Raw genomic sequence first — 19,054 nt, 5'->3', positions numbered from 1 at the left:
TTTGGAGTTTTAAACCTAAATTTACTAAAAAAGGAACCCATTTAGAGTTCCTTTATTATATTTTTAACGACAAGAATTAATCCTCATCATCTTCATCATCTTCGTCGTCAGCAATGTCGTTTCTGTCTTCATCGTCATCTTCATCATCAGTTTCTGGCTTGTCCAGATTATCATCAATATCATCATCGTCATCTGAAGGAGCATCATCGTCTTCATCACCTAAATCAATGCCTTTGATGGCTTCAAGCGGAACGATAACATCTTCATCATCATCAAAATTAACCATTCTGTCTGATAATTTCGTACTGATTTTTACCAAATAAATGGTATCTTCTGTTCGAACTTCTACTGCTTCAATAGTCTCGTCCTTGTGATTTTTAAAACGGATGATATCTGAATCATCATAACCATCAGGAAATTTCTCCACTAGTAGGTTTAAAATCTCATTAGTGAGTTTGGAGTAATCAACTATAATTCTTTTCATAAAACTATTATAAATCTAACAAATAAGCAAAAATTAACGGGGCTACAATCGTTGCATCCGATTCTATAATAAACTTTGGGGTGTCAATATCTAATTTTCCCCAAGTAATTTTTTCATTAGGAACGGCTCCAGAATATGATCCGTAACTTGTTGTCGAATCTGAAATTTGGCAAAAATAACTCCAGAAAGGAATATCGTGCATTTCCATATCTTGATATAACATTGGCACTACACAAATTGGAAAATCTCCTGCAATTCCGCCACCAATTTGGAAAAAACCAACTCCTTTTCCGCTAGAATTCTTTGGATACCAGTCTGATAGCCACATCATGTATTCAATACCACTTTTCATTGTCGTAGGTTTAAATTCACCTTTGATACAATAAGAAGCAAAAATATTTCCCATTGTGCTATCTTCCCAACCCGGAACCACTATTGGAAGGTTTTTTTCTGCTGCTGCAACCATCCAAGAATCCTTAGGATCAATTTCATAATATTGTTTTAAAACACCTGAATTTATCATTTGATACATAAATTCATGCGGGAAATAACGCTCTTCTTTAGAATCGGCATTATACCAAATATCATATAAATGTTGTTGTAATCTTCTAAAAGCTTCTTCTTCGGGAATACAGGTATCGGTAACTCTGTTAAAGTGATTGTCTAATAAATCACGTTCTTCTTGAGGTGTTAAATCTCTGTAATTAGGAATTCTTTTGTATGAATTGTGAGCTACTAAATTCATAATATCCTCTTCTAGATTTGCACCTGTACAAGAAATAATATGTACTTTATCTTGACGAATCATTTCTGCCAACGATTTTCCTAGTTCGGCAGTACTCATTGCACCTCCAAGGGTAATCATCATTTTTCCGTTTTCCAGAAGATGTTGTTCATATCCTTTTGCCGCATCTACTAAAGCTGCTGCATTGAAATGAAGGTAATTCTTCTCAATAAACTGACTTATTGGACCTTTGCTCATTTTATTTAATATTGTTAGTTTGTGTAGTTTGGAGTTCAAAGAAAAACTATTTTTTTAAAACAGCAAACTGTTTTTTGTTTATTTAATTCTAAGATTCTTTTTTACTGTATCCTAATATTTTCAAGACATCTTCTGATGTTTGTTGTTCTGAGAAAACTTCTGTAGCTAAAATCCCATTTTCATCTCTGTCAATCAAAATATGTTTTGGTTGCGGAATCAAGCAGTGGTGCAATCCTCCATAACCTCCAATGGTTTCCTGATAGGCTCCAGTGTTAAAAAATCCAATATATAAAGGTTTTTCCTTGTTGTATTTTGGTAGGTAAATGGCATTCATATTTTGTTCAGAGTTGTAATAATCATCACTGTCACAAGTCATTCCTCCTAATAAAACCCTTTCATATTGATCGTTCCAACGGTTCACAGCCAACATGATAAAACGTTTATTGATGGCCCAAGTATCCGGTAAAGTTGTGATGAAAGACGAATCAATCATGTTCCATTTTTCACGATCATTTTGTTGTTTTTGGTATAAAACCTGATAGATTGCTCCACCACTTTCACCAACCGTAAACGAACCAAATTCAGTAAAAATGTTTGGAACATCAACTTCTGCCTCTTCACAAGCAATCTTGATCTGGTTGATGATTTCGTCGATCATATATTGATAGTCGAATTCAAAAGCCAATGAATTTTTGATTGGGAAACCACCACCGATATTCAATCCATCCAATGTTGGGCATTCTTTTTTCAAAGCGATATATACTTTGATACATTTCACTAATTCATTCCAATAATAGGAAGTATCGTTGATTCCTGTATTGATAAAAAAGTGCAACATCTTCAATTCAAGATTTGGATTTTCTTGAATTTGTTTTTTATAAAAGCTAACAATGTTTTTATATCCAATTCCTAAACGAGAGGTATAGAACTCGAATTTAGGCTCTTCTTCGGCAGCAATCCTGATTCCGATTTTCATCTTTCCAGGAATTTCTGCTTGAAGCAAATCCAATTCTTCGTAATTATCGATGATTGGAATTGTGTTTTTATGTCCGTTATTAATCAAACGTGCAATGTTTGTAATATATTGATCTCTTTTAAAACCGTTACAAATTACATAAGTGCTTTTGTTGATTTTTCCGTTTTCCAATAGGTTTTCAACAATGTTAATGTCAAAAGCCGAAGAAGTTTCAATATGGATATTGTTCTTGAAAGCTTCATTCATAATGAATTCAAAATGAGAGCTTTTTGTGCAATAGCAATAAAAATATTTACCTTCATATTTGTTTTTTTCCATCGCTTTACGAAACCAATTTTTGGCCTTGTTGATGTTGTTGGAAATTTGTGGCAAATAGGTAAACTTCAACGGAGTTCCGTATTGTTCTACCAATTTCATCAAATCGATATTGTGAAACTGAAGTGTATCTTTGTTTAAGGTAAATTCTTCTTGAGGAAAGTAAAAAGTCTGGTTTATTAAGTCGAAATATTTAGTATTCATTTATTTGTCAAGGTTTTAAGATTAAAATTAGTGTAAAAATTATTTAATCTCACCATTCAAACCCTAATATTTGCATAAATGATAGGCAATTTTTCGTGATAGTTATTGGAATCCGAACAAGAATCAGAATTTGTTAATCCATTTCCCGCAAAAAACTGCTTCAATAATCGTATAAATGATTTATTGTTTTCATTGCTTTCGAAAGAATAATTTCCTGTATTTGAAGTCTTGTTCATTACGGCAAATGTAAAAAAATATTTAGGCGAAATGCAACGCTTTTAATTAAAAAAATATTAAGATTTATAATCTTCGAAAGCTTCGTTAATCAGTTTATTTTCAACTGTTTGATTTATTTTGATGTTTCCGATACCTTCAATTAACGCAAATTGAATGTTTCCGTACTCATTTTTCTTGTCGTGAACAAGCAATTCTTGTATCGGAATCAAGTCATTTTCATCAAAAAGAACTTCTTCATAAATACTTTTTAGGGTAGTTTTAATTTGAAGATATTCATCTGCAGCCAAAAAACCTTTTTTCCATGAAATGTAGCTTTCCAAAATCATCCCAATGGCAATCGCTTCGCCATGAAGCAATTTTTTCTTGTTTTTGTTTTCCAAAAAATAACTTTCGATTGCATGACCTAAAGTGTGTCCGAAATTCAGTGCTTTCCTGATTCCGTTTTCTCTCGGATCTTGTTTTACGATTTCATTTTTGATAAAGATCGAGTCGTATATTAAGGTATCAAAATCGGCGAAATCGATTTGGCTTAAATCAAGAAATTTTTCCCAATATTTTTTGTCGTAAATGAGTCCGTGTTTAAGCATTTCGGCTAGACCCGATCGCATTTCATTCTGCCGAAGCGTTTCTAAAAAAGAAGTATCAATCAATACCATTTGCGGAATTGTGATCGTGCCAATTTGATTTTTCAAATGATCCAAATCTACACCATTTTTTCCTCCAATTGAAGCATCAACCATTCCTAATAAAGTGGTAGGTATATTGATAAAATCAATTCCTCGCTTGAAAGTTGCTGCTACAAAACCGCCCATATCGGTAATTACACCACCGCCCAGATTTAGAACCAGACTTTTTCTATCGGCTCCAAGTTCTGATAAAATCGACCAAAGTTGGACACAAGTCATGATGTTTTTTATTTCTTCGCCAGCTTCTATTTCGATGATTTCTATCGGAATTTCAACTGCCAAATTAGGTAGAAATTTAGACAAACAAAATTCATTTGTGTTTTCATCTACCACAATAAAAATCGAAGAATATTTTTTTTCAACCACAATTTGATTGATAATTTCATATCCTTTCTCGTTAAAATGAATAGAATATCCGTCGGCTTGGATTGATTGCATAGGTCTTTTTAAATTTTGAACAAAAATAGACATATTATTTTGCATCATTAAAGTATCTCCAGATGTTTTTTGTGTCAAATTAAAGATCTTCTTCAAAAAAAAGCTGTAATTTTGTTTAATTATAATTGTAGAAAGTTAAACAAAAATATTTATTTATGTACAAAGAGCAATTAACAGCGATTCAAATTGATAGAATCATCGAAATGGCTTGGGAAGACAGAACGCCATTTGAAGCCATAAAGTTCCAATTTGGTTTGGCTGAAGCCGATGTAAAGGTATTGATGAAAAAAGAATTGAAGTTTAGCAGTTATAAGTTGTGGCGGGAAAGAGTTGAAAATTGCAGTACAAAACATGCTGGAAAACGTGTTCAAGAAATCGACAGATTCAAATGCAACAGACAACGGGCTATTTCGAATAATAAAATTTCAAAGCGTAACTAAAGCTAAAAAAAAAATGGAAACTAAAAAACCTGATAACATCGTTTTTTCTGATGAAAAAGGATATAACGCTGCAATTTTGCCTTACGGAACCAATGTTGGTGCACCTGCAATTAAAGTGGATGATGTTGTAGGTTGGAAAAGTCGTGGGATTGATACTATAAATAAAGAATTTCAAAACAAGTTTGACGAACTCAAATTACAGTATCAAAATTTAATGCAAGAATATCAATGGAATGAGTTGGTTTACAATGCCAAGTTTTCATTTGAGCCTGTAGTTGGCGAAATTTATCATTTATATGTAGGCGAAGATGGGGTGCATTTCCTGTCGTTGATTGCACCACAAGAATGGAACAAGGAACACATTGGAACCTTCAAATTGAATAGCGATAAAAAGTGGATTTTGCTTTATGAAAGTCCTTCTAAGATTACTTTTGATGTAAGATGAAAGGTGTAAAAAAACAAAACTTGCCTTCAAAAATCTGCTTGGTTTGCAACCGACCTTTTTCTTGGAGAAAAAAGTGGGAAAAAGTTTGGGAAGACGTAAAATATTGCAGTGATAAATGTAGAAGTAAAAAGTAAAATAGTTTTTTGATTTTTTTTTTTGCCTTTTTAACCCATGATCTTTAAGAAGAAATAGATATGAAAACCTCCATTGTTTGGTTCAAAACCGACTTGCGTTTGCACGATAATGAAACGTTGCTAAAAGCAATTGCACAAAGCAATAGCATTATTACTGTTTATTGTTTTGATGAGGCTCATTTTGGAACAACTGAATACGGATTTAAAAAAACGGGAAGTTACAGGACTCAATTTTTACTCGAATCTTTGAAAGATCTAGATAAAAGTTTAAGAGCATTAGGTTCGGGATTATTGATTTTGAAAGGAAAACCCGAAATCGAAATTCCTAAAATGGTACAGCAATTTAAAGTTTCAAAAGTTTTTGCAAAAAGAGAAGTTGCATTTGAAGAAAAACAAACGGAATCTTTGGTTCAAACTACACTTTTTAAACTGAAATGTGAGTTTGAAACAATTAGCACCAGTACTTTATATCATGCCGAAGATTTACCTTTTTCGATAAAAGATATTCCAGATGTTTTTACCAATTTCAGAAAAAAAACGGAAAAAGATGCTGTGATTCGAAATGCTTTTGAAGCTCCAAAGGAAATCATTTCTCCTCAAATACCAACTTTAGAATTGCCTTCTTTCGAAGCATTAGATTTAGAATTTATACCAATAGACAAAAGAGCTGCGATACATTTTAAAGGTGGAGAAACCGAAGCCATCAAACGATTGAACCATTATTTTTTTGAAACAAAATCACTTTCAATTTATAAAGAAACTCGAAACGGACTCGTTGGCTCCGATTATTCGTCTAAATTTTCGGCTTGGCTGTCAATGGGTTGTATTTCACCACGATTTATTTACCAGGAAATTATCAAATATGAACACCAATTTGGAGCAAATGATTCGACCTATTGGTTGGTTTTTGAGTTGATGTGGCGTGATTATTTCAGGTTTATGATGAAAAAATACAATGCTAAATTTTTTCAAAAAGCAGGAATACAAAGCAAAGGAATTCAAGTCAATAAAAACAATCAGCATCAATTGCAGGAATGGATCGATGGAAAAACGGGAGTCGATTTTGTTGATGCCAATATGCTCGAATTAAAAATGACAGGTTTTATGAGCAACCGTGGACGTCAAAACGTTGCGAGTTATTTATGCAATGATTTGAAACTCGATTGGCGTTTTGGAGCAGCCTATTTTGAACAGCAACTTGTTGATTATGATGTTTGTAGTAATTGGGGAAATTGGGCATACTTGGCAGGAGTTGGTAACGACCCAAGAGGCAATCGTTATTTCAATATCGAAAAACAAGCGAATGATTATGACAAAAATAAAGCGTTTAGAAATTTATGGCTCAAAAATTAATTCGATAAAATTATAAAAATGAGAATCTTACTAACAGGTGCAAATGGCTATGTAGGCCGACGATTGCTTCCAGAATTGCTCAGTCAAGGGCACGAAATCATTTGTGCTGTTAGGGATGCAAATCGATTAGGGCTTGATACCGAAACAGCTTCACTCATTAAGATTTGGGAGGTCGATTTTTTAGAGGATTTCAACTTTGGTAATTGTCCTGAAAATATTGATATTGCTTATTTTTTGATTCATTCGATGTCCAGTTCTACCGAAAGTTTTGATGTGATGGAAGCCAAAACTGCCGAAAATTTCAATCAATATTCGGAATATATGAAGGTAAGGCAGGTGATTTATTTAAGTGGAATTGTCAACGATCCAAAGCTTTCCAAACACATGCTTTCACGAAATAATGTCGAAAAAATATTATCTAACGGAAAACACCATTTGACGGTTCTCAAAGCCGGAATCATTGTGGGTTCAGGCAGTTCTTCTTTTGAAATTATCCGAGATTTATGCGAAAAATTGCCTGTTATGGTCACGCCAAGATGGGTGTTAACCAAAACACAACCCATTGCCATTCGGGATGTGATGAAATATCTGATTGGCGTTCAAAACAGAACTGATTGTTTCGACGAAGCCTTTGATATTGGTGGTCCAAACGTGATTACCTACAAGCAAATGTTGCAATTGTATGCCAAAACACGAGGTATCAAATTGGCGATTGTGACCTTGCCGTTCATGACACCCAAATTATCGTCGTATTGGTTGTATTTCGTGACGTCAACTTCCTATAAATTAGCAATGAACTTGGTGGATAGTATGAAAGTCGAAGTGATTTGCAAAGACAACCGACTGCAAAAAATGCTCGACATCAAACCAATTTCCTATGTCGAAGCGATTCAGCTTGCCTTTCAAAAAATAGAACAAAACTTAGTAATTTCAAGTTGGAAAGATAGTTTGACGACAAGCCGTTTCGGAACCAATTTGAAAAACTATATTCAAATTCCAAAGTTCGGATGCTTGAAAGACAGTAAAAAAATCAAGATTACAAATCCGAGTCAAGTATTGGATAATATTTGGTCTATTGGTGGCGTAAAAGGTTGGTATTATGGAAATTGGATGTGGAAAACCCGAGGTATGATTGACAAGCTTTTTGGAGGAGTAGGTTTACGTCGCGGCCGAACGAGTCCAACGAATTTAGACAATGGTGATTCGCTAGATTTTTGGCGTGTTTTGTTAGCCGATAGAGAAAATAAGCGGCTTTTGCTTTTTGCAGAAATGCGACTTCCAGGAGAAGCTTGGCTAGAATTTCGAATCGATGATGACAATTATTTGCACCAAATTGCCACATTTCGACCGAGAGGAATTTTCGGCAGGTTGTATTGGTACAGCATGTTGCCGTTCCATTTTTTTATTTTTAACGGAATGATAAAAAGAATAGCCTTTTCAGAATAAAAAATATCAGATTCTAATTATATTTGTGCAATCTTAAATTTTCAGTAGTAATTTACCATTTTCGTCACGACCCATATGGAAAAAATCTTCAATAATACACAAGTTGCCTTTTCTTTAAAAAGTGATACCGAACTTGATAGGGCTTATTTTTTATTCAAACTAATTGATAGCCAGCCTTTGGTGAGAATTGGAACAGCCGTTACCAATTTTGCCATAAAGGCACATTTGCCCGTTGAAGGTTTGATTCGAGCCACGGTTTTTGATCATTTCTGTGGTGGTGTAAATGAAAACGATTGTTTGCCGGTGGTAGATAAAATGTTTACAAAAGGCGTTTCATCGGTTTTGGATTATTCCGTTGAAGGAAAAGAGGAAGAAGCCCAATTTGATGCTGCTTTGGAAATGACCTTGAAGACGATTGATTTTGCCGAAGAAAAAAAATCCATTCCGTTTGCAGTTTTCAAGCCAACAGGTTTTGGACGTTTTGAATTGTATGAAAAATTAGGCGAAGGCCAAACTTTGAATACCGAAGAACAAGCAGAATGGAATAGAGTAGTGGAGCGTTTCGACCAAGTTTGTAAAGCCGCTCACGATAAAGATGTTGCCTTATTGATTGATGGCGAAGAAAGTTGGATGCAAGATGCCGCCGATGATTTGGTTGCTGAAATGATGAAAAAATACAATAGGGAAAAAGCCATTGTTTTCAACACCTTGCAAATGTACCGTTGGGATCGTTTGGATTATTTGAAAAAATTACATGAACAAGCCAAACAAGACGGTTTTTATATCGGAATGAAATTGGTTCGTGGAGCCTACATGGAAAAGGAAATCAAGCGTGCAGAAGAAAAAGGATACCCGTCCCCGATTTGTGCTACAAAAGAAGCTACTGATGTGAATTATGATGCCGCAGTGGTTTATATGGTCGAACATTTGGAGAAAATGGCCATTTTTGCAGGAACCCATAATGAATTGAGTTCTTATAAATTGATGGATTTGATGCGAATCAACAATATTGAAAAGAATGATGATCGAATTTGGTTTGGTCAGCTATACGGAATGAGTGACAATATCAGTTATAACTTGGCTGAAAACGGATATAATGTTGCGAAATATTTGCCATTTGGACCTGTTAGAGATGTGATGCCGTATTTGATCCGTCGAGCGGAAGAAAATACTTCGGTTGCGGGGCAAACCAGTCGTGAACTGACGCTTATCAAAACTGAACGTAATCGAAGAAAAGGAAAATAAAATATAAAAAAGAGGCTGAATTTAATTATTCAGCCTCTTTTTTTTGGAATTATATTTTTAAGCGGCTGCGGCACCAGCAGCCAACGGAAGTAAAATAGAACCGATAAATATCAAATAAGCAATCAGTATAAGGAAAAATAATGAACCGATGCTTAATCCAATGATTCCACAGATTCTTCCTGCTCTTAAATTTTGGATGCCATTATAAATTTCAGGATTTGCATTGTATAATTTTAAATCTTTATTGGACAAAACCAATGCTATAATTCCTAATATTATTCCGAAAATACCATAGCAAAAGCTTAAAACGATTGATATAATTCCTAAAACTAAAACTGCTGTTGCATTGGGTAATTCTCTTTTTTCCATTTTGTTGATTTATTGTCTTCTTAATTTTTTTTCCAAAAATAGGTTTATTTGCCCACTAACGTTCGAAACTTCAAGTTTTTCTTGCTCCTTTATTCTGTCGGTGAATAAAATTCCGTTCAAGTGGTCATATTCGTGTTGGAAAACTACAGCCGTGAAGCCTTCGATTATTTCTTCGTGAAACTTTCCATCTCTATCAAAATAGGTCAACTTGATCGTGTAATTTCTCAAAACCTCTCCATCAATATCTGGAATCGAAAGACAGCCTTCCATTCCTTTTCGCAATAATGCCGAACGCCAAATGATTTTCGGATTCAGATAAAATTCAAATGGCTCGCCTTCCTTGTCAAAACGTTGAACCCAAAAAACATTTTTGTTAATCCCAACTTGTGGCGCTGCGATTCCAATTCCTGGATTGGCTGGATCACGCATTGAAAGGAACATTCTTTCGGCTAGTACTGGCAATAATTCATCCTTTGGGTCAACATCTGTGGAAACACTTGTCAAGATTTTTAGCTCTTTTTTATCGGTAATTTGAATGACTTTCATCATTGTTTTTACATCTCCGGATTGGATGAGCTTTTTTTCTTCCTTGGTAAATTTTTGGGCAGAAAGATTCGTTGCTATTAGAAGGAAAAGGAGTAGTGTGGTGTTTTTCATTGTATATTATTTTTCGATGCCATATTTTATACCATTAGACTTAAAAAAATCTTTTAAAATCGTCATTCTTTCATGACAATTTTTTTGGCTTACTAATTCATTGATTTTATATGGGTCGGGGAAAAAGTAAGCTTGCGTACATTCAAAACATATTTCAAAATTTGAAATGACTTTATTGTTTTCGTCTAAAAATAAAATAGCATTTCTAGGGGTGTAACATTTAATATCGATTCCTCCTTTTATTTTATCAGTATTTTTTATTTTGTAATTGAATAGCAAGTTACTTATTGTATCAATTTGATTCTTGTCGATTTCAACTATTTCTTTAGCAAAATATTTTTTGATAGCCTTGTTTTGATAAAAAGTAAATGACTTTAAATATTTTACTTGATATTTATCAATGTTGGTGGTGTCTAAAGCTATTCTAGTATCATCATCAAGAACTAAAATGTTACTTCCGTCAGTTGAAATAAATGAAATCAGCAACACTTTTTTAGCCTCACTGAAAGGAAACATTTTATCCCTTTCGGCAATGGATTTCTTTCCATACCAACCACATTTTATTTCTTGGGCATAACTGTTTGTAAAAAACAGTAAAATGAAAATGAGTTTGATATGGAAATTCATTTTATAGTTTTTAAATCCCAGCCACAGCTTTAATCTCATCAATAATTCTCAAAGCCAAATCATCAGCTTTTTCTTGAGAAGAAGCTTCGGTATAAATACGGATAATCGGTTCCGTATTCGATTTTCTTAAATGTACCCAATTATCAGCAAAATCAATCTTTACACCGTCAATTGTAGAAATTTCTTCCATTTTATATTTTTCTGTCATCGCTTCCAAAATTGCATCAACATCAATTTGTGGTGTCAATTCGATTTTATTTTTACTCATATAATATTCCGGATAGGAAGCTCTCAACTCTGAAACTTTCATCTTTTTATAGGCCAAATGTGTCAAAAACAAAGCCGCACCAACGATAGAATCCCTACCATAATGTGATTCTGGATAAATGATGCCTCCGTTTCCTTCGCCACCAATAATGGCATTGTTTTTCTTCATCAACTCTACTACATTCACTTCGCCAACAGCACTTGCCTCATATTTTCCACCATGTTTAATGGTCACATCACGCAAAGCACGGGAAGATGACATATTCGAAACAGTGTTTCCTGGTGTTCTGCTCAAAACATAATCGGCTACCGCTACCAAAGTATATTCTTCTCCAAACATTTCGCCGTCTTCGCTGATAAAAGCCAAACGATCCACATCTGGATCAACCACAATTCCTAAATGGGCATTTTCTTTTATCACCAATCCAGAAATATCCGTCAAGTGTTCTTTCAAAGGTTCTGGATTGTGAGGGAAATGTCCGTTAGGTTCACAGTATAATTTTACTACTTCAACACCCATTAACTCTAATAATCTAGGAATAATGATTCCACCCGAAGAATTTACTCCATCTACAACTACTTTGAATTTAGCGGCTTTTACGGCTTCAACATCCACCAAAGGCATATTCAAAACTTCATCAATATGGATGTCCATAAAAGCATCGTTCGAAGTGATTTCTCCCAAATTATCCACATCAGAGAAATCAAAAGCCTCTCTTTCAGCAATGTCAAGGATTTTTGCACCTTCGGCACCACTCAAAAATTCTCCTTTTTCATTCAATAATTTCAAGGCATTCCATTGTTTCGGGTTATGACTTGCCGTTAGGATGATTCCGCCATCGGCTTGCTCCAAAGGAACGGCAATTTCAACAGTTGGCGTTGTAGAAAGACCCAAATCAATCACGTCAATTCCTAATCCAATTAAAGTATTTACCACCAAATTATGAATCATTGGTCCAGAAATTCGGGCATCACGACCAATAACGACAATTAATTTTTCTTTATTAGAATACGATTTCAGCCAAGTTCCATAAGCCGAAGCAAATTTCACGGCATCAACCGGAGTTAAATTATCGCCTACTTTTCCGCCAATTGTTCCGCGAATTCCTGAAATTGATTTTATTAAGGTCATATTTATTTTAGATTTTGAATGTTAAAATTTTAGATGAAACAAATATAATTGAAAAATTAAAATGGTTCGTTTATAATTCTTTAAATTAGACGAATGAATTTTTTAGCACACATATACCTTTCAGGCGACAACGATTTTATCAAGATTGGCAATTTTATGGCCGATGGCATTCATGGGAAAAACTTTGACGATTTTCCAAAGGAAGTTGGTTTAGGCATAATACTTCATCGTGAAATTGACACTTTTACTGATTTTCATCCGATATTTAGAAAAAGCAAGCATCGATTGCACGAAAAATATGGTCATTATTCCGGAGTGATTATCGATATGTTTTATGATCATTTCCTTGCAAAAAACTGGAGAAAGTATTCAAATATAAAGTTGGAAGATTTTACTCTTGATTTTTATCGAATATTAGAAGAAAATTATACAATTCTTACTGATAAGACAAAGGAAATGATGCCCTACATGGTAGAATATAATTGGTTGTCAAGCTATGCTACAATTGATGGATTGTCAGAGATTTTACGCCAGATGGATCGTCGAACAAAATATAAATCAGGTATGCAATTTTCGGTCAACGAACTCCAAGAATTTTATACCGATTTTGAAGAAGAATTCACTTCTTTTTTTGAAGAAATGAGGAGTTTTGTAAAAGGAAAATTAGCAATGCTATGAGAAAGCTGTATCTTTTGATGATGCTTTGTCTTTTGAGTTGTAAAACCGAAAAGGCTATTATTCCAACCGGTTTAATGGCCGAAAAAGCAATGGTGGTTTCCGCCCGAGAGGAAGCTTCAAAAATTGGAATTGAAATAATGAAACAAGGCGGAAATGCTTTTGACGCTATGATTGCAACCGAATTAGCCTTGGCAGTTGCTTATCCGTATGCCGGAAATATCGGAGGTGGCGGATTTATGGTGTACCGAAAAGCAAACGGCGAAATCGGAAGTTTAGATTACCGAGAAAAAGCACCTCTGGCTTCGACAAAAAATATGTTTCTGGACGAAAATGGTAATGTGATTGCAGGGAAAAGTACCGAAACGGCTTTGGCTGTTGGCATTCCAGGAACGATTGCAGGAATTTTCGAAGTGTATCAAAAATTTGGAACCTTGCCCATTGAAACTATTTTGAAACCTGTAATAGAATTGGCCGAAAAAGGTGTTGTCATAACCAAGAATCAAGAAAAACAATTTTCTCATTTTAGAAATGAATTATTGAAAGCTAATGGCGAAAATTCTTTAGTTGCTAAGGTTTACAATGAAAATGACACGATTCAATATTTGGCTTTAGCCGAAACTTTAAAAAAGATTTCCAAAAACGGTCGTGATGAATTTTATAAAGGCGAAACGGCTCAAAAACTAGTTGATTATCTGAATCAAAATGGTGGCATCATCACGATGGAAGATTTGGCAAAATATGAAGCCAAATGGCGAACTCCAATCACTTTTAAGTATAAAAATCTCAATATTATTTCGATGGCACCACCAAGTAGCGGAGGCATTTGCTTGGGTCAAATTATGAAAATGATTGAGCCATTTGATTTGAATGAATTCGGACATAATTCAGTAGAAACAATTCAAGTCATTACTGAAGCTGAAAGGCGTTCGTATGCCGATAGAAGTTATTATCTTGGTGATCCTGATTTTGTGAAAGTTCCTGTAAAGTCTTTATTAGACAAGAATTATTTGCAAGGAAGAATGAGCGATTTTAGTTTGGAAAAAGCTACAAAGTCAGCTGCTGTTTCGAGAGGAAATGTATCGGTTTATGAAAGTGATGAAACGACTCATTATTCGATTATAGATCAATTTGGGAATGCGGTTTCGGTTACTACGACTTTGAATGGTGCTTTTGGTTCAAAACTATATTGTGAGGAATTAGGCTTTTTTCTGAACAATGAAATGGACGACTTTAGTTCAAAACCTGGATTTGCAAATTCTTATGGTTTGGTTGGTGCCGAAGCCAATAGCATTGCTCCCGAAAAACGGATGCTGAGTTCGATGACGCCAACTATTGTAGAAAAAGATGGAAAACTGAATATGATTTTGGGAACTCCGGGAGGTTCAACGATAATAACTTCGGTTTTACAGACGATTTTGAATGTATATGAATTTGAGATGAGTATGCAAAATGCCGTGAATGCTCCTCGTTTTCATCACCAATGGTTGCCTGATGAAGTAATTTTCGAACCAAATTCTTTTTCTTCGACTTTATTAAATGATTTGAAGCAGAAAGGATATATCATCAACCAAGGAAATACTCCTGTTATTGGAAAAGTAGATGCAATTTTGGTTTTACCTGATGGGAGATTAGAAGGTGGAGCCGATAGGAGAGGAGATGATACAGCGGTTGGGTTTTGATGGAATATTTACCACAGATTAAAAGAATTAAAAAAAAATATTAAATGAAATCTGTGAAAATCCTTTAATCTGTGGCAACAAAAAATAGAATTACGAATGAGGTTTATTAAAGATTTAGAGAAAGCATTTCAAGAAAACAGCGATCCAGAAAATGCCGTGGCGATGGAGAATTATATGAAGAATCATTTTTCTTTTTATGGTGTTAAAGCCGAAAAAAGAAGATTGATCTTTAAGGAGACCTATAAAAAGCATCAGCAAGAAATTACAGAAAATTCGAGGAATATTGCAAAAGAGTTGCTTTTGAAAAGCCAACGAGAATTGCACTATTGTGGTATCGAAATTTTGATGAAAGAGCTAAAGGGCAACTATAAGATAGAAGATATTTCCCTGATTGAGTTTTTAATTGTAACCAATTCTTGGTGGGACAGTGTTGATGTCATTGCCAAATATCTTTTAGGCGAATATTTGATTCATTTCCCTGAAGAAACCGAAAAAGTAATCGAGAAATTTTCAAATTCCAAAAATATGTGGCTCAACCGAAGTGCCATTTTATTTCAACTGGGTTATAAGAAAAAAACCAATGCTGATTTGTTGTTCGCATTATCTCAAAAGCATTCAGATTCGAATGAATTTTTTATCCGAAAAGCGATTGGTTGGGCTTTACGGGAATATGGGAAAACAAATCCTTCGAATGTTAAAAAATTTGTCGCTAATGCAAAATTAAAGCCTTTAAGTGAAAAGGAAGCCTTGAAAAACATCGGTTAAATATAAAAATAGTAATTTCGTACTTTCTTAGAAAAAATAAAAATGCTGAAAAAATATTTACAACGACTCGAATCATTAATAGCCTGGGGACAAACCAAATTAACCAATAAACAGTTCATCTTTTTAGCCAGTATCTTGGTAGGAATATCGGTTGCTTTGGCGGTAATTATATTAAAAGCTTTTGCACACTGGGTTTTTGTTTTTGCAACTTATATTAATGGAATTATTAAGTTGAGTTACATTAATAGTATTCTTCCAATAATAGGAATTTTATTAACGGCCTTTGTCATCAAGAAAGTTTTAGGTGGAAAAATTGAAAAAGGTACTTCCCAAATTATGTATGCCGTTGCTCAAAAAGCGAGCATCATGCCTCGAAAACAAATGTATGCCCAAATCATCACAAGTTCCCTGACGGTTGGCTTGGGAGGTTCGGCTGGATTGGAGTCACCAATTACAATTACTGGTGCAGCTTTTGGTTCTAATTTTGCACAAACCTATAAGCTAAGCTATAAAGATAGAACGTTATTGATTGGCTGTGGCGTAGCTGCAGGAATTGCCGCGGCATTTAATGCTCCAATTGCTGGGGTTTTGTTTGCCATTGAAGTTTTATTGGTGGATGTAAGTATTGCTGCCTTTACTCCAATTATGATTGCAGCGGCAACTGGGGCGATTGTTTCGGCTGTACTTTTGAAAGAGAATGTTTTACTGTCGTTTAGCAAACAGCAGGATTTTGATTATCAAAATGTTCCTTTTTATGTCTTTCTCGGATTGATGACAGGATTGATAACGATTTATTATGCGAGGTGGTTTCAAAGAATCGAAAGATATTTTACAAAATATAATGATAAGCCCTATAAAAAAGCATTGATTGGGGCTTCCATGTTGGCAGTTTTGATTTTTATTATTCCGACGCTTTTTGGTGAAGGTTATGAAAGTATTAAAACGTTATCTGAGAATGATCCAGGAAAGTTGCTACAAGACACTTTGTTTAGCGATTTTAGAGATAACAAATGGGTACTCTTATTATTTGTAGGCTTGGCAGCGATGTTGAAAGTTTTTGCGACTGGATTTACACTTGGAAGTGGCGGAAATGGTGGAAATTTTGCTCCATCATTATTTTTGGGTTCCTATGTAGGTTTCTTCTTCTCACAATTTATAACCTTAACAGGGATTTCAAAATTACCAATCAGTAATTTCACAATCGTAGGAATGGCTGGTGTTTTGAGCGGATTGTTTCATGCTCCATTAACGGCAATTTTCCTTATTGCAGAGATTACAGGTGGTTATAACTTGATGATTCCCTTGATGATTGTTTCATCCATCAGTTTTGCAGTTTCCAAAAGATTTGAGAAGCATTCGATGGATGTCAAGCATTTGGCTAAAAAAGGACACGTTTTTACTAGTAATAAGGATACCAATATTCTTTCTACCATTGATACAAATCAAATTATCCAGACCGATTATCTAACGGTTTCACCTGATGAAAATCTTGAAAAATTAGTGGATTTGATTTCACATTCCAATCAGGTAATTTTTGGAGTTGTAGATAAAGAAAAGAACCTTGTCGGGATTATTCATTTCAATGATATTAGAGAAATTATCTTCAGTAATTTCAAAGTAAAATATACCTCTGTAAAAGATGTAATGTCGACTCCAATTGAAATTGTATATCCAACCGATAGTATGGAAACGGTTATGAATAAGTTTGAAGCCAGCAAAGTGGCCTTTCTTCCTGTTATACAAAAAGGGAAATACCTTGGTTTTATCTCTAAATCTGTAGCACTTGAAGCTTACCGTACCAAATTGAAATCTATGACAATAGAATAATCTTAATATCGGATAGGATTAAATTTTGATATATCCGATAATAAGAATATCTTTGTGGGGTTATGTGGGAAATCGATTTGACATATAGAACAGAACTTCAAACAACCTTTGATCGATTGTATGAAAAAAAGCAAGCCTTGCAATCAAGTAGGCCCTTGCCAAATGTCGCTTTGAATAAAATCAGAGAAAGCCTTTCTATCGAATGGACTTATAATTCTAACAGTATTGAAGGAAACACTATGAGTCTTCGCGAAACACAAATGGTTTTGCAAGAAGGAATTACCGTGAAGGGAAAATCACTTCGGGAACATTTTGAAACCCATAACCACGACAAGGCTATCAACTATTTGTTTTCTATTATAAATGATGATTATAAATTAAGAAGTATTGATATTCTTTCGCTTCATGGTTTGGTTTTACGTTCCATAGAAGATGATTTTGCAGGAAGGATTAGAAATGGAGGCGTGAGAATCACTGGGGCAAATTTTGTTCCTCCAAGTGCAAACAAAGTTTCTGATTTGCTTGATGAATTAATTGTTTTTATCAACGACAATCCTTTGCAACTAAATGATATTGAGCTAGCTACTGTTTTTCATCATAAATTGGTTTATATCCATCCTTTTTTTGATGGCAATGGAAGAACTGTTCGTTTGGCGATGAATTTACTATTGATGCGGTGTGGTTTTCCGCCTGCTATCATTCTCAAAAATGACAGGAAAAAATATTATGAAGCTCTAAATCAAGCAAATGGTGGCAATTATCAAAAGTTAACGCTGTTGATGACTCAAGCTTTAGAGCGAACTTTAAATATTTATTTGAATGCAATGCCTGATAATGATAAGGAATACATTGAAATTTCAAATTTAGTGAAAGAGCCCGATATGCCCTATGGACAGGAATACATCAGCCTTTTGGCACGCCAAGGAAAGATTGATGCTTACAAAGAAGGTCGAAACTGGTTGACTACAAGAGAGGCTGTCGAAAATTATATTTTAAATAGAAAAAGAAAGCGTTAATCATTGGTTAACGTTTTTTTTATTTGAAAATAATCGTTTTCTGTTTTTTTTCTTCTTTTTAAATGTACCTTTGCAAAAAATTGCCAATTTTGAAAGAGACTAACCTCTTTTACTCCTAAAGGGCAAACTTTTACAATATCATTATGAAGAGAATAGTTGAATACAGAAAGTTATTAAATGTTGATAAGACGGTTGAGTTGAAAGAACTAAAAACAATTTACCGAAATGCAATGAAGGATGCTCATCCTGATAAATTTCAAGGCGATGATGCTGGATTGGCAGCTGCCGAAGAAACTAGTAAAAAAATCATTGAGGCTTATCATCATTTGGTTAGTATCAATCCAGAAACTACAAAGCAATTGCTACCTGAGTATAATGAAACTATTGCTACTGCAACAATAACAGATTATAATTTTGTAGATGGTAGATTGAAAATCACGTTTTCTAACGGAAGTATTTACGAATATATCAGTGTGCCAAAAGCAACTTATGTAAAGATGGTAAATGCTGATTCGCCAGGAAGATTTGCAAAAAGACATATCTTGAATTCTTTTACTTGGAGAAAAACAACAAACCAAGAATAGTTTTCGAAGAAAAATAAAAAGTAAGGTTTAGATTTTATCTAAGCCTTTTTTTATACCCTAAAATTAAG

21 protein-coding genes are annotated in these 19,054 nt (G+C 34.3%); 12 read left to right on the top strand and 9 right to left on the bottom strand.

Features of this window, described 5'->3' with window-relative positions; genetic code table 11:
* Positions 1–76: 76 nt before the first annotated feature.
* The 5 genes from G508_RS0109645 to aroB form a co-directional block, all read right to left on the bottom strand.
* Complete coding sequence (locus G508_RS0109645; RefSeq protein WP_026705120.1) at positions 77–484, bottom strand: hypothetical protein; 408 nt, start codon at positions 482–484, stop codon at positions 77–79.
* A gap of 7 nt (positions 485–491) precedes the next feature.
* Positions 492–1,466, bottom strand: coding sequence for a deoxyhypusine synthase family protein (locus G508_RS0109640; RefSeq protein ID WP_026705119.1), 975 nt, complete (start codon positions 1,464–1,466; stop codon positions 492–494).
* Positions 1,467–1,554: 88 nt separating this feature from the next.
* Positions 1,555–2,961 (bottom strand): type III PLP-dependent enzyme domain-containing protein, encoded by a 1,407-nt coding sequence (locus G508_RS0109635; protein ID WP_026705118.1) that lies wholly within the window; start codon positions 2,959–2,961, stop codon positions 1,555–1,557.
* Between the two features lie 56 nt (positions 2,962–3,017).
* Positions 3,018–3,197 (bottom strand): hypothetical protein, encoded by a 180-nt coding sequence (locus G508_RS0109630; RefSeq protein WP_026705117.1) that lies wholly within the window; start codon positions 3,195–3,197, stop codon positions 3,018–3,020.
* Positions 3,198–3,254: 57 nt separating this feature from the next.
* Positions 3,255–4,322 (bottom strand): 3-dehydroquinate synthase, encoded by a 1,068-nt coding sequence (gene aroB, locus G508_RS0109625; RefSeq protein ID WP_026705116.1) that lies wholly within the window; start codon positions 4,320–4,322, stop codon positions 3,255–3,257.
* A 155-nt stretch (positions 4,323–4,477) separates the two neighbouring features.
* Between aroB and G508_RS0109620 the strand changes: the two genes are divergently transcribed.
* From G508_RS0109620 to G508_RS0109595, 6 genes are all read left to right on the top strand, one after another.
* Positions 4,478–4,762: a TIGR03643 family protein gene (locus tag G508_RS0109620; RefSeq protein ID WP_026705115.1), complete on the top strand. Its 285-nt coding sequence runs from the start codon at positions 4,478–4,480 to the stop codon at positions 4,760–4,762.
* Positions 4,763–4,775: 13 nt separating this feature from the next.
* Entirely contained in the window at positions 4,776–5,207 is a 432-nt protein-coding gene (locus tag G508_RS0109615) for a DUF2452 domain-containing protein (RefSeq protein WP_026705114.1), read from the top strand.
* Positions 5,204–5,341: a DUF2256 domain-containing protein gene (locus G508_RS19830; RefSeq protein WP_084625954.1), complete on the top strand. Its 138-nt coding sequence runs from the start codon at positions 5,204–5,206 to the stop codon at positions 5,339–5,341. Before G508_RS0109615 ends, G508_RS19830 begins: the two co-directional genes overlap by 4 nt.
* Before the next feature lie 60 nt (positions 5,342–5,401).
* Complete coding sequence (locus G508_RS0109605; protein ID WP_026705113.1) at positions 5,402–6,694, top strand: DASH family cryptochrome; 1,293 nt, start codon at positions 5,402–5,404, stop codon at positions 6,692–6,694.
* A gap of 18 nt (positions 6,695–6,712) precedes the next feature.
* The gene (locus G508_RS0109600) at positions 6,713–8,140 is read left to right on the top strand and encodes an SDR family oxidoreductase (protein ID WP_026705112.1); all 1,428 of its coding nucleotides are present in this window, start codon (positions 6,713–6,715) and stop codon (positions 8,138–8,140) included.
* A 75-nt stretch (positions 8,141–8,215) separates the two neighbouring features.
* On the top strand, positions 8,216–9,385 hold the full coding sequence (locus G508_RS0109595; protein ID WP_026705111.1) for a proline dehydrogenase family protein: 1,170 nt from the start codon (positions 8,216–8,218) through the stop codon (positions 9,383–9,385).
* Between the two features lie 57 nt (positions 9,386–9,442).
* Here G508_RS0109595 and G508_RS18810 read toward each other — a convergent pair whose 3' ends face one another.
* Genes G508_RS18810 through glmM form a run of 4 tightly spaced genes read right to left on the bottom strand, consistent with a single transcriptional unit; the run spans position 9,443 to position 12,437 of the window.
* Entirely contained in the window at positions 9,443–9,754 is a 312-nt protein-coding gene (locus G508_RS18810; RefSeq protein WP_035694505.1) for a CCC motif membrane protein, read from the bottom strand.
* Positions 9,755–9,763: 9 nt separating this feature from the next.
* Positions 9,764–10,411 (bottom strand): peptide deformylase, encoded by a 648-nt coding sequence (def, locus tag G508_RS0109585; RefSeq protein ID WP_026705110.1) that lies wholly within the window; start codon positions 10,409–10,411, stop codon positions 9,764–9,766.
* Positions 10,412–10,417: 6 nt separating this feature from the next.
* On the bottom strand, positions 10,418–11,038 hold the full coding sequence (locus tag G508_RS0109580; protein ID WP_157485949.1) for a hypothetical protein: 621 nt from the start codon (positions 11,036–11,038) through the stop codon (positions 10,418–10,420).
* A gap of 10 nt (positions 11,039–11,048) precedes the next feature.
* The gene (gene glmM, locus G508_RS0109575) at positions 11,049–12,437 is read right to left on the bottom strand and encodes a phosphoglucosamine mutase (protein WP_026705108.1); all 1,389 of its coding nucleotides are present in this window, start codon (positions 12,435–12,437) and stop codon (positions 11,049–11,051) included.
* Between the two features lie 93 nt (positions 12,438–12,530).
* Between glmM and G508_RS0109570 the strand changes: the two genes are divergently transcribed.
* The 6 genes from G508_RS0109570 (at position 12,531) to G508_RS0109545 (ending at position 18,986) form a co-directional block, all read left to right on the top strand.
* Positions 12,531–13,115: an acyl carrier protein phosphodiesterase gene (locus tag G508_RS0109570; protein WP_026705107.1), complete on the top strand. Its 585-nt coding sequence runs from the start codon at positions 12,531–12,533 to the stop codon at positions 13,113–13,115.
* Positions 13,112–14,794, top strand: coding sequence for a gamma-glutamyltransferase (ggt, locus tag G508_RS0109565; protein WP_026705106.1), 1,683 nt, complete (start codon positions 13,112–13,114; stop codon positions 14,792–14,794). Before G508_RS0109570 ends, ggt begins: the two co-directional genes overlap by 4 nt.
* Before the next feature lie 96 nt (positions 14,795–14,890).
* On the top strand, positions 14,891–15,559 hold the full coding sequence (locus G508_RS0109560; RefSeq protein ID WP_026705105.1) for a DNA alkylation repair protein: 669 nt from the start codon (positions 14,891–14,893) through the stop codon (positions 15,557–15,559).
* Positions 15,560–15,601: 42 nt separating this feature from the next.
* Positions 15,602–17,386, top strand: coding sequence for a chloride channel protein (locus G508_RS0109555; RefSeq protein WP_026705104.1), 1,785 nt, complete (start codon positions 15,602–15,604; stop codon positions 17,384–17,386).
* Between the two features lie 62 nt (positions 17,387–17,448).
* The gene (locus G508_RS0109550) at positions 17,449–18,402 is read left to right on the top strand and encodes a Fic family protein (RefSeq protein WP_035694504.1); all 954 of its coding nucleotides are present in this window, start codon (positions 17,449–17,451) and stop codon (positions 18,400–18,402) included.
* Positions 18,403–18,545: 143 nt separating this feature from the next.
* Positions 18,546–18,986, top strand: coding sequence for a KTSC domain-containing protein (locus G508_RS0109545; protein WP_026705102.1), 441 nt, complete (start codon positions 18,546–18,548; stop codon positions 18,984–18,986).
* Positions 18,987–19,054: the final 68 nt, after the last annotated feature.

The sequence above is a fragment of the Flavobacterium soli DSM 19725 genome (assembly GCF_000422705.1).
GTDB lineage: Bacteria > Bacteroidota > Bacteroidia > Flavobacteriales > Flavobacteriaceae > Flavobacterium > Flavobacterium soli.
The sequence above is the reverse complement of the archived record's forward strand: the minus strand, read 5'-3'. Positions and strand labels throughout refer to the sequence as shown.

Excerpts from the sequence above, each read along its gene's own strand:
- G508_RS0109645 (WP_026705120.1), bottom strand. The coding sequence starts at position 484 with ATGAAAAGAATTATAGTTGATTACTCCAAACTCACTAATGAGATTTTA.
- G508_RS0109640 (WP_026705119.1), bottom strand. The coding sequence starts at position 1,466 with ATGAGCAAAGGTCCAATAAGTCAGTTTATTGAGAAGAATTACCTTCAT.
- G508_RS0109635 (WP_026705118.1), bottom strand. The coding sequence starts at position 2,961 with ATGAATACTAAATATTTCGACTTAATAAACCAGACTTTTTACTTTCCT.
- G508_RS0109630 (WP_026705117.1), bottom strand. The coding sequence starts at position 3,197 with ATGAACAAGACTTCAAATACAGGAAATTATTCTTTCGAAAGCAATGAA.
- aroB (WP_026705116.1), bottom strand. The coding sequence starts at position 4,322 with ATGCAATCAATCCAAGCCGACGGATATTCTATTCATTTTAACGAGAAA.
- G508_RS0109620 (WP_026705115.1), top strand. The coding sequence starts at position 4,478 with ATGTACAAAGAGCAATTAACAGCGATTCAAATTGATAGAATCATCGAA.
- G508_RS0109615 (WP_026705114.1), top strand. The coding sequence starts at position 4,776 with ATGGAAACTAAAAAACCTGATAACATCGTTTTTTCTGATGAAAAAGGA.
- G508_RS19830 (WP_084625954.1), top strand. The coding sequence starts at position 5,204 with ATGAAAGGTGTAAAAAAACAAAACTTGCCTTCAAAAATCTGCTTGGTT.
- G508_RS0109605 (WP_026705113.1), top strand. The coding sequence starts at position 5,402 with ATGAAAACCTCCATTGTTTGGTTCAAAACCGACTTGCGTTTGCACGAT.
- G508_RS0109600 (WP_026705112.1), top strand. The coding sequence starts at position 6,713 with ATGAGAATCTTACTAACAGGTGCAAATGGCTATGTAGGCCGACGATTG.
- G508_RS0109595 (WP_026705111.1), top strand. The coding sequence starts at position 8,216 with ATGGAAAAAATCTTCAATAATACACAAGTTGCCTTTTCTTTAAAAAGT.
- G508_RS18810 (WP_035694505.1), bottom strand. The coding sequence starts at position 9,754 with ATGGAAAAAAGAGAATTACCCAATGCAACAGCAGTTTTAGTTTTAGGA.
- def (WP_026705110.1), bottom strand. The coding sequence starts at position 10,411 with ATGAAAAACACCACACTACTCCTTTTCCTTCTAATAGCAACGAATCTT.
- G508_RS0109580 (WP_157485949.1), bottom strand. The coding sequence starts at position 11,038 with ATGAATTTCCATATCAAACTCATTTTCATTTTACTGTTTTTTACAAAC.
- glmM (WP_026705108.1), bottom strand. The coding sequence starts at position 12,437 with ATGACCTTAATAAAATCAATTTCAGGAATTCGCGGAACAATTGGCGGA.
- G508_RS0109570 (WP_026705107.1), top strand. The coding sequence starts at position 12,531 with ATGAATTTTTTAGCACACATATACCTTTCAGGCGACAACGATTTTATC.
- ggt (WP_026705106.1), top strand. The coding sequence starts at position 13,112 with ATGAGAAAGCTGTATCTTTTGATGATGCTTTGTCTTTTGAGTTGTAAA.
- G508_RS0109560 (WP_026705105.1), top strand. The coding sequence starts at position 14,891 with ATGAGGTTTATTAAAGATTTAGAGAAAGCATTTCAAGAAAACAGCGAT.
- G508_RS0109555 (WP_026705104.1), top strand. The coding sequence starts at position 15,602 with ATGCTGAAAAAATATTTACAACGACTCGAATCATTAATAGCCTGGGGA.
- G508_RS0109550 (WP_035694504.1), top strand. The coding sequence starts at position 17,449 with ATGTGGGAAATCGATTTGACATATAGAACAGAACTTCAAACAACCTTT.
- G508_RS0109545 (WP_026705102.1), top strand. The coding sequence starts at position 18,546 with ATGAAGAGAATAGTTGAATACAGAAAGTTATTAAATGTTGATAAGACG.